Origin of the sequence: Okeania hirsuta, assembly GCF_003838195.1 — a bacterium.
GTDB classification, from domain to species: domain Bacteria; phylum Cyanobacteriota; class Cyanobacteriia; order Cyanobacteriales; family Microcoleaceae; genus Okeania; species Okeania hirsuta.
The window spans coordinates 20047-34054 of sequence record NZ_RCBY01000066.1 but is presented as its reverse complement, the minus strand read 5'-3'; the positions used below and the strand labels follow the sequence as shown (position 1 = coordinate 34054).

The 14008-nt window shown below is 34.0% G+C and carries 11 protein-coding genes and 1 pseudogene; 7 read left to right on the top strand and 5 right to left on the bottom strand.

Features of this window, described 5'->3' with window-relative positions:
- Positions 1-663 precede the first annotated feature (663 nt).
- Complete coding sequence (locus tag D5R40_RS13335) at positions 664-1200, bottom strand: Uma2 family endonuclease (RefSeq protein ID WP_205127369.1); 537 nt, start codon at positions 1198-1200, stop codon at positions 664-666.
- Positions 1201-1781: 581 nt separating this feature from the next.
- Here D5R40_RS13335 and D5R40_RS13330 point away from each other — a divergent pair.
- Positions 1782-2969 (top strand): serine hydrolase domain-containing protein, encoded by a 1188-nt coding sequence (locus tag D5R40_RS13330; protein ID WP_124145020.1) that lies wholly within the window; start codon positions 1782-1784, stop codon positions 2967-2969.
- Between the two features lie 1033 nt (positions 2970-4002).
- On the opposite strand, the gene D5R40_RS13325 is transcribed toward D5R40_RS13330, so the two are convergent.
- Together D5R40_RS13325 and D5R40_RS13320 are read right to left on the bottom strand one after the other, a co-directional pair.
- A complete protein-coding gene (locus tag D5R40_RS13325) occupies positions 4003-5742 on the bottom strand; it encodes a bifunctional serine/threonine-protein kinase/formylglycine-generating enzyme family protein (RefSeq protein WP_124145021.1) in 1740 nt (579 codons plus the stop codon).
- Between the two features lie 126 nt (positions 5743-5868).
- Complete coding sequence (locus D5R40_RS13320) at positions 5869-6150, bottom strand: hypothetical protein (protein ID WP_124145022.1); 282 nt, start codon at positions 6148-6150, stop codon at positions 5869-5871.
- Positions 6151-6434: 284 nt separating this feature from the next.
- Here D5R40_RS13320 and purD point away from each other — a divergent pair, with 284 nt between their 5' ends.
- Entirely contained in the window at positions 6435-7712 is a 1278-nt protein-coding gene (gene purD, locus D5R40_RS13315; protein WP_124145023.1) for a phosphoribosylamine--glycine ligase, read from the top strand.
- Between the two features lie 21 nt (positions 7713-7733).
- Here purD and D5R40_RS35185 read toward each other — a convergent pair whose 3' ends face one another.
- On the bottom strand, positions 7734-8003 hold the full coding sequence (locus D5R40_RS35185) for a hypothetical protein (RefSeq protein ID WP_124145024.1): 270 nt from the start codon (positions 8001-8003) through the stop codon (positions 7734-7736).
- 211 nt (positions 8004-8214) lie between these two features.
- On the opposite strand from D5R40_RS35185, the gene D5R40_RS13305 reads away from it, so the two are divergent.
- Complete coding sequence (locus D5R40_RS13305) at positions 8215-10395, top strand: ATP-binding protein (RefSeq protein WP_124145025.1); 2181 nt, start codon at positions 8215-8217, stop codon at positions 10393-10395.
- Positions 10396-11265: 870 nt separating this feature from the next.
- A complete protein-coding gene (locus D5R40_RS13300) occupies positions 11266-11469 on the top strand; it encodes a hypothetical protein (protein ID WP_124145026.1) in 204 nt (67 codons plus the stop codon).
- A 6-nt stretch (positions 11470-11475) separates the two neighbouring features.
- Here the strand turns inward: D5R40_RS13300 and D5R40_RS13295 are convergent, their stop codons facing one another.
- Positions 11476-11829 (bottom strand): zinc ribbon domain-containing protein, encoded by a 354-nt coding sequence (locus tag D5R40_RS13295; RefSeq protein WP_124145027.1) that lies wholly within the window; start codon positions 11827-11829, stop codon positions 11476-11478.
- A 116-nt stretch (positions 11830-11945) separates the two neighbouring features.
- Here D5R40_RS13295 and D5R40_RS13290 point away from each other — a divergent pair, with 116 nt between their 5' ends.
- The 3 genes and pseudogenes from D5R40_RS13290 (at position 11946) to D5R40_RS13280 (ending at position 13880) form a co-directional block, all read left to right on the top strand.
- Positions 11946-12272 (top strand): phasin family protein, encoded by a 327-nt coding sequence (locus D5R40_RS13290; RefSeq protein WP_124145028.1) that lies wholly within the window; start codon positions 11946-11948, stop codon positions 12270-12272.
- A 410-nt stretch (positions 12273-12682) separates the two neighbouring features.
- On the top strand, positions 12683-13204 hold the full coding sequence (locus D5R40_RS13285; RefSeq protein WP_124145029.1) for an FKBP-type peptidyl-prolyl cis-trans isomerase: 522 nt from the start codon (positions 12683-12685) through the stop codon (positions 13202-13204).
- A 109-nt stretch (positions 13205-13313) separates the two neighbouring features.
- Positions 13314-13880 (top strand): annotated as a pseudogene (locus tag D5R40_RS13280) (Uma2 family endonuclease).
- Positions 13881-14008 lie beyond the last annotated feature (128 nt).

The window sequence follows — 14008 nt, the reverse complement described above, 5'->3', positions numbered from 1 at the left end:
TCAAGTTTTAAATTTTAAATTTTAGATAATTTTTACTTTTTTTCAATTAACAACTAATTCCCACTAGCTTCAAGTTTTAAATTTTAAATCTCAGATATAGCAATAGCCAAAGCTGTTAGGATTTATGCTGATGATGAATGATGAATCTTAGACTAGATAATGTTTTTTCCGCTGTTCCCAATTAAGTGTTCCCTGTTATAACTTTTACCTTCTTTCAGTTACCGAATAATTAAGGTTTAAAGCCTCTTCTTTAAAACAAAAAAAATCCTGTTCGCCAGTCCTATCAGTTTTTAGGAGAGGTAATTTCAGTTATCAGTTAACAGCGCCTCTGTAATAAGGAAGCAAGAAAATTCCGTATTTTCTTTTTTTATCCCCTTAAAAAGGGAGGCTTTAGACCACGATTTTTCGGTAATTATTAAGTAGGTAAGTCTAATTAAACGTTAAAAAAATTGTATGAGCGGATTTAACCAAAACGAAAGCTTTGACTTAAGCACGCTCGAGTGCTAAAAACCCGCCCTCTAATATTGTGTTTATTTCTGCTCACCTACCTAATTAGTCATTATTAATTATTAATTATTAATTACTTAAATCAGCTCTTAATTTTTTTTCTGCTTCTACTTCATCTAGTTTTGATTGTTCAATAAACTCATAAAATATTGCTTTTTAAATCTTAGGAAATGTAGGGCTAGTTTCAACTTCAACATATTTTTGATTTTGCAGTTTATAAATTAGTAAAACTTCTCCGTTATAACGCCAAAATTCTGAGATTCCCATGCTCGCATAAAGATTAACTTTATTAATATCGGTATGAGTAATATCAACTTCTACTACTAAATCAGGCGGAGGATCTTCAGTTAAATCAATTTTTTTTCCTGCCACCTTTGATTGATTTTGAATGTAATAACAATTGTCAGGTTCTGCACCTCTGTCTAACTGTGGATAATTCAAAGTCGTCGAACCTAAAGTTTTAATTTTTAAACCCATTTCAAAAACTAAAATTCTGATAAATAAACCAATTATTTCTCTAGCAAATTCATGTTCTTCCAGAGGCATAGTAATTTCCAATATTCCTTGGTCATATATAATTCTGGCATTGCGATTTTCTCCCAGAGCTTCAAGAATTTTTTGGTATTTATGCCAATTCAAGTTATAGAAAACAATTCTTTTTTCAGGAAGAGTTAGAGCAACAGTATTAATCATTTTTTCCTATCAAACCATTTTGTTCCCATTTCAGTCATAGCTGAGAATACTAGATAAAAAATCAAAATACTTATACCGATAAGAAATGGTACTAAATCATCCGGCATTTGTTAATCCCTAGTCAATTTTATCCACCGATGATAACATGAATAACGTTTTCGGCTGTCGCCGACATATTTGCGGAGCATTCCGGAGGAAAACCCTTAACCTTACTTCAGAAGTATCTCTATCTACATTTCAGTTAATAACTATAGCAATATGATTTGAGTTGTTAGATATTGAAAACTTTTAGGGAACAGGGAACAGGGAACAGAGAAGAAGAAAAAACATATCATATGAATATAATAATTGCTATATTCTATACTTTTAAGGAACATCTCAATTCTCACAACTCATTCCTGATTGCTATATGAACATTATCAACTTTATCCTAATTTTTATTGTGCCTCTAATTGCGACTAGCTTAATTATTTGGCGCTTTTATCTAGATAGGGAGTAGGGAGTAGGGAGTAAGGAATAGAAAACAAGAAAAACAACTTTACCTCAGTAACTTGAGAAAGGCTATATTTCAGTTAATAACTATGAATATTATCAATTTTATCCTGATTTTTATTGTGCCTCTAATTGCGACTAGCTTGATTATTTGGCGCTTTTATCTAGAACCGAAAATAACTATGTTTGATGATGATAAAAGGGTAAATAATTTCCGCAATATGGATCGGGTTTTTCCCAGTAAAATTATTTATCGTTCTACTCAACCTTATAATTTTCAAGAAAATTTGTACAACCTGAATACATCCTATCAATTTCAGGGTGAAACTCGGACAATGAAAGACTTTTTACAACGCACAGGCAATACAGGATTTTTAATAGTTAAAAATGATGTAATTGTTTATGAAAAATATTCTCAAGGTTATACAAAAAATGATAAAAAAACTTCTTGGTCAGTGGCAAAGAGTTTTATTTCTGCCTTAATAGGTATTGCGATTAATGATGGTTATATTCACAGTATTGATGACTCAATTACTAAATATATGCCAGAGTTAAAAGCATCTGGATATAACAATGTACCAATTAAGCATATTCTACAAATGTCTTCTGGAATAAATTTTAGTGAAGCCTACGAAGATGATAATTCTGATATTAATAAACTTTTGTATAAATTATTTTTGTATATGCGACCGATGGAGAAGGTGATTTTAAATTATCCTGCTAAAGAACCATCAGGTAATTACTTTGAATATATCAGTTTGAATACTCAGATATTAGGTTTATTGTTGAGGCGAGTTACTGGGCAAGATATTGTCAGTTATTTAGAAAAGAAATTATGGCAACCAATGGGAGCAGAATCAGATGCTTATTGGTTAACTGATAATTATGGAACTGAAGTAACTTTTTGTGGGATGAATTGTACTTTGAGAGATTATGCAAAATTTGCTTTAGTTTATTTGCATAATGGGTATTTTAACGGACAACAAATTATTCCTAAAAGTTGGGTAAAGGAGTCAACAATTCCTGATACTCCTCACTTACAACCAGGGGCGACAGATGAGCTTTATTTTAAGTGGGGTTATCAATATCATTGGTGGATTCCTGAAGGTTCAAATGGTGATTATTGTGCGACTGGTGCTTGGGGACAATATATTTATATTAATCCAGAAAATAATTTTGTTGGGGTAAAAACTGGTTCTAGTAATAATATTTTGAGGAGTATTGATGATGTGGAAACTGTTGCTTTATTTCGCGCGATCGCTGATGAGTTAAATTAATTAAATAGGGGTTAGGTTAACCTCAGAAATTCAACAAATTAATTCCGATTATTTATTCTCAATTTGTTTGGTGGGCAAATATAGCGCTACGCGCAAGTCAGAAGTCAGAAGTCAAAAGTCAGAAGTAATCCCTGACTAACTTTGAGCATTTATATATGTCCTAACCTATTTGCGTAGTGCTGTATAAGCTTGACTATAATGCTTTATCTATAGCTCCCATAACTTAAAATCTCAAATTATGTAGGTTTTAAGTTTTAGTTATAAGTTTGAGTTTTTAGTTTGAAAATTTTAAACTTTGTCATTAATCTCTGACAAAAAAGGAGAAAAATTTTTTCTATCAATTCACGAAATTTCAATCTTTTTAGCTCTTTTGCTCAATTTTGTAATATTATAAATAGTGATATAATCCATTGGTATTTTATTACTTAACAAGATTTTGAAGCTGCAAATGCCTATTATGTCGTTGTTTGGGGAGCGATCGCTCTTAATTTACTTTGAGATGAATGACTAATTTTCCTCTCTTCATTTTTCGATGGGTTGATAGATTTGCCGTTTTGTGATCAGGAAGTTTTTATTTATACCAATACTTTAATTTGAGCAATACTATTGTGAAACGCTGTCCCACTACTTGGTTGAATAAAAAATCATGCGTGTATACGAACAACCCGCAATTTTTAAATCGGAGCGCGAATTTTTGGAAAGTGCAAGGGGAAAAATCTTTGCAACGCGGTTTTTTGGAGCTTCACAGAATGAATTTTTCCTCTCTTTATAACCTAAGCGTACACTTATCCTATGCATAGAAGAAGAGGACAATTATGCTGTTTGCGCAGCATTCCGTAGGAGAGGAAAAATTCTGCTTTGTCTAGGTTTTAAGCTTTTTGATAAGCTTTAACTGTTTTGCAAATAATATATCCAATTTTTGTCAAAGGGAACAAGGAACAGGGAACACCAGATATGGGAACATAGAATCTAAATGATTCAAAGAACAAAAGGAAAAGAGCAGACCAGAATACTAAGTGGAAAAAATGAGAGACTAAAATGACAAACAAATCACCCGGAAACCCACATTGTTAATGCAAATGTTTGTATCATCCCAGTCACGATCAGCGCTCCGACACCACCAGGGATAATCATTCCAACTACCTCCACAGAGTACTCGTAACTCAATACTTTCGCTACTTTCCCAAGCACTGCCATCAGTGGGTAGACCTTCATAGCTATTATGCCAAATATCCTGACACCACTCGTCTACATTCCCATGCATATCATATAAACCAAAAGCATTGGGAGGAAAACTTCCCACATCAGTAGTATGTTCTCGATATAGACCTTTAGGCGCATTGCCATAAGTATAGTTGCCATTGTAATTAGCTAAATCAGTCGTAATAGTAGGGCCAAAATAAAAAGGAGTAGTCGTACCAGCGCGACAAGCATATTCCCACTGACTCTCACTGGGTAGTCTGTAGGTTTTCCTAGTCTTCTGAGATAGCCTTTGACAAAATTCTGTAGCGTTATGCCATGTCACTCTCTCTACTGGACGGTTTCCTCCTTTAAAGTAGGAAGGATTTTCCCCCATAATGACTAAATATTGGTCTTGAGTAATGGAGTATTTACTCATACAAAAAGGTTGAAGAGTTACTTGACGCTGGGGATTTTCTTTATCAGTTCTTCCAGCTTCGTTTTTCGGTGAACCCATGAGAAAACTACCACCAGGAATATAAACTATTTCTAATTTAATACCATTACCTAAATCTTCTATTTTTTGCCTCACATTTCTCTGGGTGCGCTTGATAGTTTTGCCAGATTTGTTGACCGTCACAACCTCAAAAGTAAACATTTCTTCTTTTGTAAATATTGGAAATATTTTGGGTTTATAAGTAGAGTTAATTTTTTGTTGAGATTTAGGGTTAACAACCGATAATATCTCTCCTACATTTTGAAACCTTTTCTTAGTCGCTCCCATAATCATTTTATCTAACAGTTTAGCAACTTCATCACTTACGGTAAACTTTAAATATTCTCGCCACACCCATTCACCTTCACTCACATCAAATAAATCAAAAGGTTCCACCTGAGTTAATAAATGAATACAAGTCACACCCAAACTATAAATATCACTAGCAAAAGTTGCTTTGCCTAATGCTTGTTCTGGGGCAGCATATCCTGCCGAACCAATTACAGTTCCTGTCACAGCTAAAGCAGTCTTTGTTGCATATTTAGCTGCCCCAAAATCTACTAATAATAATTGCTTATCTTTCCTTCTCCTAATAATATTCTCTGGTTTAATATCCCGATGAATTACCTGTCGAGAATGAATAAATTCCAATACGGGCAATAAACTTTTTAATAACTCCCAAATTTGCCTTTCATCAAAAGTTCCTGACAAGTCTAACTCCTGTTGTAAATTTTGCCCGTCGATAAATTCTTGCACTAAATACTGTCTGTTATCCTGAGTAAAATATGCCAAAAGTTCGGGAATTTGTGGATGTAATCCTAAACTATCTAAACGTTCAGCTTCTTGGGCAAATAATGAGGAAGCTTTTTCTAGGTTTTTGGTTCCTTGAGCTTGAGGAAAAAATTGTTTAATTACACAAAAAGGTTTTGATGGTCTGTACTCATCTACAGCTTGAAAAGTTCTGCCAAAACCACCTTGCCCAATAATTTTTAGAGCGCGATAACGTTCGACTAAAATTAATTTTTCACCGCAGCTTTGACAAAATTTTGTTTCTGGTGGGTTGGTTTTTAAACAATCTGGGTTTAGGCATTGGGTCATGGTTGCTCTCCTGATTTTATCTTCTTAGTTTCTACTTCTTCCTGCTTCAATAGAATTCCCGATAGGTATTCAACAATTAATAATTAATAATTAATAATTACCTCTTCTTATAAAGAAGACGATTTGCTAAATATCACCAACTTTTAAGAGTTGACATTCTATTTCTTCAGCCACTGATTCCCATTTGTTACTATTTAATCCTATATGTACTTTCTTATCGACAATAAACCCTCCACTTAATCTGACAAAAATTACCAACAGTCGATTCTGGCGATTCTCCTGCGGTGAATAAATTGTGACTTTTATTGGCTCTAAACACAATTCTTTAAATCTGCAAACTGTAAATTTATCTTTGCAAAATAACAAAACATCATCGTCATTTTTAAGTACTTGAAAATTATCATTCATATTAACCAACTCATCTCAACAAGCAATCTTTACTATATCAACTTAACTACCTATCCTTATTTTTAGTCAGACTTTGATACTTTATTTAAAATTTAACTTTCTCTTCTTGATAACTAATAACAAATCTGGTTATTATAGAGTGATTATAGGGTAAGGCATAACATAGATATCTATAATCAACTTTTCTAAATCGGATTTAGCATAAAGTATTCTCTCTTAGATAACTAAAGTATTCTTACTTTTTACTTCTTCCTTCTTACTTCTTCCTTCTTAACTTAAAAAACGTGAAAATATTAATAGTAGGTAACGGTGGTAGAGAACACGCGATCGCCTGGAAATTATCCCACTCTTCCCAAGTTCAACAAATATTTTGTACCCCTGGTAACGGCGGTACTGCCACCTTGCAAAAATGCCAAAATATACCCATTCCAGTTGAAGACTTCTCAGCCCTCAAACAACTTATTGCTGACCAAAATATTTCCCTAGTAGTAGTTGGCCCAGAAGTACCCTTAGCCCTGGGCATTACTGACTATCTACAACAACCAAACCTCAAAATATTTGGCCCCATCAAAGCAGGAGCCATTCTCGAAGCTAGTAAATCATGGGCTAAAGATTTCATGGCCGAAGCAAATATTCCCACGGCCAAATCAGCCACCTTTACCAGTGCCGAAACTGCCAAAGCTTACATCAAAGAAGTTCCCATAGTGGTTAAAGCAGATGGTCTAGCTGCAGGAAAAGGAGTTACCGTCGCCACTACAATTGAAATGGCTCATCATGCCATAGATGCCATCTTTCAAGGAGAATTCGAGCCAGATACCCAGTCTGTGATAATCGAAGAGTTTCTCACAGGTCAAGAAGTATCGGTTTTAGCCCTCACTGATGGATTAACTATTCGTCCCCTATTGCCAGCTCAAGACCATAAACAAGTGGGTGAAGGAGATACCGGACTCAACACTGGAGGTATGGGCGCTTATGCTCCCACTCCCATCATTACACCAGAACTAATGACCAGAATTCAACAAGAAGTTCTAGAACCAACTTTGACTAATTTACAAAAACGTGGTATAGACTACCGAGGCATTGTTTATGCTGGATTAATGATTAGTCCTACAGGAGAGCCAAAAGTCTTAGAATTTAATTGTCGGTTCGGCGATCCAGAAACTCAATCTATTCTTTCTCTGCTAGAAACTCCATTGGAAGAGTTATTTTTGGCCTGTTGTGAACAGCGTTTAGCTGAGTTGCCTCCGATAAATTGGAAACCAGGAGTAGCAGTGTGTGTAGTTTTAGCCTCCGGGGGTTATCCAGAAGCTTATGAGAAAGGTAAAGTAATTTCTGGAATAGAAAAAGCTGAAGCTACTGGAGTAACTGTATTTCATGCCGGAACTAAATTACAGGAACAACAGTTAGTAACTGATGGTGGCCGTGTATTAGGAGTAACAGCAATAGGGTCTGATTTTTCTGAAGCTAGGACAAAAGTTTACAATGCTGTAGATTCTATAGAGTTTGACCAAATGTATTATCGGCGGGATATTGGCGATCGGATTTTTGGATCTGTTCATTAATGGATAATGGATAATTGATAATTACCTCTGGTTCAAACCGTTACGGAATTGAATATCAGGAAATATTATTTCTTCTCTTGCTTGATTGGAGATGGCGAGGAGAACCGCTCTTGACAGAACCCCTTCGCTAACGCCATCCCACCCTACGGGAAACTGCGCTAACGACCGCTTTTTTACCCTTAAAAGGGGAAGCTTTAAACCATAATTATTTAATAATAAATAATTAATGATTCGGTAAATCAGGTACATCTCAATTTTGAATAAAGCCAAAAATTTATCGCTTTTAGGCAACAGCTCATCTGGAAACAGGGAATATCAAGTATATAGGAAAAAAGTATTTTTGCAAATATTATGAGATGCACCCGGCCAATTCAGAATATAAATAAAATAAATCTGAGCTTTCAAGAATTCTTAGTTATCCTAATTAATAATATAGTCAAAAATGCCTAATAAATTTTGACCTTTAACTTTATAACTTTATTTAAACTTTTGACTTAAAAAAATGCTTGCCCTCCTAAAAAAAATCGGAGAAATTATCGCTAACTGGTGGTCTGAGTTTACCCTCCAGACCAAACTCATGGCAGTAGTCACTCTTATGGTGTCTCTACTAATGAGTAGTTTTTCTTTCTGGGCAGTAAATACTATTCAACAGGATGCTCGTCTCAATGATACTCGCTATGGTCGAGACCTGGGACTATTATTGGCTGCAAATGTCGCTCCTCTAGTGGCAGAAGGCGATCGCAACGAAGTAGCGCGTTTTTCTCGACTTTTCTACAGCAGCACCTCTAGTGTTCGTTATATGCTCTACGCCGATGAGGAAGGAAAAATTTTCCTTGGTCTGCCTTTCTCAGAATCAGAGGTAAAGACGTCCCTGACTTTACGCCGTCGCATTCAACTACCAGAAGATTTTATGGCCAATGTAGAGGCAGGAAATTTGTCTGTCCTACCGATGGTGCGACAACATTTAACTCCTAATGGAGAATTAACAGATGTTTTTGTGCCGTTAATTCAAGAAGGTAAATATTTAGGAGTTTTGGCAATAGGAATTAATCCTAATCCTACTGCTGTTATTTCTTCAAATCTTACAAGAGATGTTACTTTGGCAGTGTTTGTTTCGATTTGGGCAATGGTAATTTTAGGGGCAGTATTTAATGCTTTGATTATTACTAAACCCGTTAAGGAATTATCAGAAGGTGTGAGAAATATTGCCCAGGGAAATTTTAAGCAAAGGATTGATTTACCATTTGGAGGAGAGTTAGGGGAACTAATTTTTAGCTTTAATGAAATGGCGGAGCAGTTAGAGAATTATAAGAAGCAAAATATTGAAGAATTAAGAGCAGAAAAAGCTAAGTTAGAAACTTTGGTTTCGACTATTGCTGATGGTGCTTTATTGTTGGATGCTAATTTACAACTTATGTTAGTTAATTCTACTGCTAGGCGAATTTTTAGTTGGGAAGGAAAAGATGTTGTGGGTGCAAATATTATTGATTATTTTCCTGTAGCTGTACAAATGGAAATTAGTAGACCGCTTTATCAAATAGCTGGAGGAGAAATAGAAGGTGGTGAATATTGCTGTACTTTGGATGAGCCAAATAAACGTACAATTAGAGTGTTATTAACAACGGTTTTGTTACATAGAGCACCAGGTAAAGAGTCTCTTTGTCAAAGTTGTATTTATGATGCAGATGATACTTGCAATTCTATTGAACGTCCTGAAGTTATTGAATGTACTCTTTATGAACATAAATTAGAAAAAGGTTTAAATTATCAGTACCGAGATAGTCTGAAAGGAATTGCTATGACTGTGCAGGATATTACTCGCGAAGTAGAGTTAAATGAAGCTAAAAGTCAGTTTATTAGTAATGTGTCTCACGAGTTAAGAACTCCTCTATTTAATATTAAATCTTTTATCGAAACTTTGTATGAATATGGGGAAGATTTAAGTGAAACAGAAAGAGGGGAATTTCTGGAAACTGCTAATCACGAAACAGACCGTTTGACTCGTTTGGTTAATGATGTTTTAGATTTGAGTCGTTTGGAATCTTGTCATATTTATCATCTAGATGCTGTTGATATTGCTCAACCTATAGAACAAACTTTAAGGACTTATCAACTTAATGCTAAAGATAAAGGAATAGAGTTAAATTATGAGATAGAACCTAACTTGCCTTCTGTAGTGGGTCATTACGATTTATTGTTACAAGTATTTGCTAATTTAGTCGGCAATGCTATGAAATTTACTGAAGCAGGGGGGAAAATAATAATTCGAGCATATATATTAGAATCTGACTCAGAAGTTTGCAATATTGAAGCTCAACAAATTGAAGAGGGAGGATGGATAGTTTCTCCTCCTCCTCCTCGACCAATAGATTTACATTTACCCTCAGAATCAAGTTGTCAAAAGTTTGTTAGAGTTGAAATTTCAGATACGGGAAGTGGTATTGAACCTGAAGACCAAGAGGCTATTTTTGAGAGGTTTTTCCGAGTAGAAAATCGAGTTCATACTTTGGAAGGAACTGGTTTGGGTTTGTCTATTGTCAGGAATATTATGGATAAGCATTATAGTAAGGTTCAGTTAGTTAGTGAACTTGGTGTAGGTACAACTTTTTGGTTTGATTTACCAGTATTTCAGCAAAGTATAGTATCAGAAGAAAATCAATTGTTAGATGTAACTCAACTTTAGAATAATTCAAAAGTTAAAATTCAAAAGTCAAAAGTCAAAAGTCAAAGGAAGAATTCAAAAGTTAAAATTCAAAAGTTAAAAGTTAAAATATTACGTTACCTTTCCTTCGACTTCCATACCAGTTTTTGAGTCATATATAGTATCAGAAAAAAATTAATTATTTAGATTTGACTAAACTCCATAACTAGGGAACAAGAATCAGAGTTTTAATTTTTTTATATATTGAGTGATTAATGACTGGAGTATCAGAAAAAAATTAATTATTTAGATTTAACTAAAATCCAGAATTAGGTAACAGGAATAAGGGTTTAAAATTTTTTATCTTATTGAGTAATGACTGAAAAATTATTCAATATGACTATATATACTGGGTACAATTTTCTGGTTTGATTTATAGCAGAAGGAAGAAGGAAGAAGGAAGAAGGAAAAAGAAAAAAAATTACGTTTTCTGAGTTTTAAGCTTTGGATATATCCTAACCTTTATTTCGACTGCTATACCAGTTTTTGACCCAGATATAGTATCAGAAAAAAATTAATTATTAGATGTAACTAAACTCCAGAACTAAGGAACAGGAATTAGAGTTTTAAACTTTTTATATATTGAGTAATGACTGAAAAATTATTCAAGATGACGATATATACTGGGTAAAGTTTTCTGATTTTATTTACCAGTTTTTTAGCCAAATATATAGTTATTTCATTTGATATTGAGACAAGGATTTATGGCTTTGAAAGAGTTTCACCTAAAAAAGTGTTTCATTCTTATTTTAAATGACTATAGTATCAGAAAAAAATTAATTATTTAGATGTAAATAAACTCCAGAATTAGGGGACAGGAATCAGGGTTTAAAATTTTTTATATATTGAGTAATGACTGAAAAATTGTTCAAGATGACTATATATACTGGGTACAATTTTCTGGTTTTATTTATAGCAGAAGGAAGAAGGAAGAAGAAAGAAGGAAGAAGGAAGAAGGAAAAAAATTACATTGTTTTAATTTTAAGGTTAGAACATATTCAAAGCTTTCCTTCCACTGCTACACCAGTTTTTGAATCAGATATAGTATCAGAATAAAATTAATTATAAAGACATTATCAAACTGATAAGAACTAAACTTAACAATAACCACCAAATAGTATTTCTTTGAAGCCAAAATTTGACAGTTCCAAACCAACTAATATGATTAAAATTAGTAGGAGGTACAAGGGGTTCAGATTGGTTATGATAAAGAGTACAATTTTTAGCATAAGGACGTTGAGGAAAATTACAGGTATCATCAAAATGGTAGATACAGCTATTACACAAATATTCTTCTGTTTGACTGTGATAAATAGGAATTCCTGGATGACCAAAAGCTTTAAGAGAAAATCGACAATGCGGACAAACGATCGCCTGACTATCAATTGGTTGATGACAACGAGGACAATTTGACATTTTGATTATGCTAGATATATAAATTCAACAACTTTTTTCATCTACAGTTTAAATTTGTAGCTTAATTCTAAGTTTGTTGCTCCTTGATACCTAAAATATAGAAATAGGAAAAAAATATGAATAATACTGAAAATCTACTTAAACAACTTTTAATGATCGGCATTGGTACAACTTCCCTAGTGGCCGAAAAAATACAGGAAGTCACTAACCAATGGGTTAAAGATGGTACTATCAACCCAGACCAAGCTAAAACTTTTGTTGATGATATAATGCAGCAACTTAAGTCAGAGCAGGGAAACTGGGAAACTCAGATGCAGCGACAAATGCGGAATGTCATGCAGGATATAGGTGTTCCTCGTCAATCTGAATTGGACGAACTCCGGGGTCGTTTGGACCGTTTGGAGCGTCAGATCCGAGATTTAGAAAATCGCAATTGGCGATAGATTAAGTCAGAAGTCAGAAGTTAGATGCTTGCTGTGATTAAATTTGAGAGACGTGAGAATGTCCTAACTTCCCTGACGACTGCTATGTTATTTAACAATATCCGGAATCTTAGTTAAAGTTAAACTTTCATATTAATTTTTGGTTTTTGACTTAATTATATGGAAGATTGATTTTAGTATCAAATATTATAGTTATTAATTTTTCAGTAGTTACGTTCTGTTTTGTCTGTTTGATTTTTTTTCAAAAATACAAATCAGAGAAAATGGGAGGTTGTTTAGAGTGTTTATAAAGTCAGTTGCAAGATTGGAAAAATTACAACTGACCCTAGTGTAGCTGCAAAATATAGTAGTTATAATTTAAACTTCAACTGAGAGTTTTTGACTTTTAACTTAAATTAGGAGGATTAATTTTGCGAGGAATTATTATTAGTCTGGCAGTAGTAATATTCTGTGGTTTAGTTTTGATTGTTGCTCAAATCACGGGTTCGGAAAAAGGGGCAGTTGCTTCTCAAAATACACCAAGTACTATAAATTCTACTGAAGTTCAAGAACAAGTTGCAGAAAATATTATGACTGAAAATAACCAAGAAACTATTACTACTGAATCTGGTCTTAAGTATGTGGTCTTGAAAGAAGGAGATGGCGCTACTCCTCAAGCAGGTCAGACAGTTGTGGTTCACTATACTGGAACTTTACAGGATGGTTCTAAGTTTGATAGTTCTCGCGATCGCAATCAACCTTTCCAATTTCAAGTTGGGGTAGGTCGAGTTATTAAAGGTTGGGATGAAGGGGTAGCTAGTATGAAAGTTGGTGAACGTCGTAAGTTTACTATTCCACCAGAATTAGGGTATGGCGCTAGTGGTGCTGGTGGGGTTATACCTCCTAATGCTACTCTGATTTTTGATGTGGAATTATTGAGAATTGCGAATTAATTAGGAAGTAAGCTATCAGCTATCAGCTATCAGCAATTATAATTATTAAAAGGGGATAGAGACTTGTTCTCTGTTCCCTTTTATATATTCTTTAATTCCTAAAAATTATATGTCAAATCTCACAGTTAAAGATTTAGAAATATTGCAAGGTACTCTTAATCAAGCAGGTTTAGATTATCAATTAGAATTAGATGAAGGAAAGATATTAGTTATTAGTCCGTCGGATATTATTTCTAGTGAAGTTGGCGTTCAGTTAATTAGGTTATTACGCAATTGGGTTTACCCACGTCGTCTCGGACGTTTGTTTGATTCTAGTGGTGCTTTTATTCTTCCAGACACTAATTTAAAAGTTCCTGATGTTTCTTTTGTTCGTGCCCAACGTTTGAAAAAAAGTGTTCGTTATTTTGGGGAGTTGGTGCCAGATTTAGTGGTATAAATTAAGTCTCAAAGTGATAGGATTAAACCGTTAAAAAAGAAAATAAAGAAGTATTTAGAATTAGGAGCGGAAGTAGGAATATTGATAGATCCTGACAAAGAAATAGTTATTGTTTATCGTCCTAATGGTGAAGAAACTGAGTTAAAAAATGGAGATATTTTGACTATTCCTGAATTATTTGGTGAGTGGGAATTATCTATTGTTGAACTTTGGCCGCCTGTGTTTGATGAAGATGAATAAAGCATTCAGCTATCAGCAATTAGCTCTCAGCTTTTTTTATGAATTAAGCATTCAGCTATTAGCAATTAGCTCTCAGCTTTTTTTTACGAATTAAGTCAGAGTTTATTTAAAAAGACTTATATACTAAT

What these genes read in the sequence shown, in the direction of transcription:
- D5R40_RS13335 (WP_205127369.1), bottom strand. Translation starts at nt 1,200, where the DNA reads ATGATTAATACTGTTGCTCTAACTCTTCCTGAAAAAAGAATTGTTTTC.
- D5R40_RS13330 (WP_124145020.1), top strand. Translation starts at nt 1,782, where the DNA reads ATGAATATTATCAATTTTATCCTGATTTTTATTGTGCCTCTAATTGCG.
- D5R40_RS13325 (WP_124145021.1), bottom strand. Translation starts at nt 5,742, where the DNA reads ATGACCCAATGCCTAAACCCAGATTGTTTAAAAACCAACCCACCAGAA.
- D5R40_RS13320 (WP_124145022.1), bottom strand. Translation starts at nt 6,150, where the DNA reads ATGAATGATAATTTTCAAGTACTTAAAAATGACGATGATGTTTTGTTA.
- D5R40_RS13305 (WP_124145025.1), top strand. Translation starts at nt 8,215, where the DNA reads ATGCTTGCCCTCCTAAAAAAAATCGGAGAAATTATCGCTAACTGGTGG.
- D5R40_RS13300 (WP_124145026.1), top strand. Translation starts at nt 11,266, where the DNA reads ATGACTGAAAAATTGTTCAAGATGACTATATATACTGGGTACAATTTT.
- D5R40_RS13295 (WP_124145027.1), bottom strand. Translation starts at nt 11,829, where the DNA reads ATGTCAAATTGTCCTCGTTGTCATCAACCAATTGATAGTCAGGCGATC.
- D5R40_RS13290 (WP_124145028.1), top strand. Translation starts at nt 11,946, where the DNA reads ATGAATAATACTGAAAATCTACTTAAACAACTTTTAATGATCGGCATT.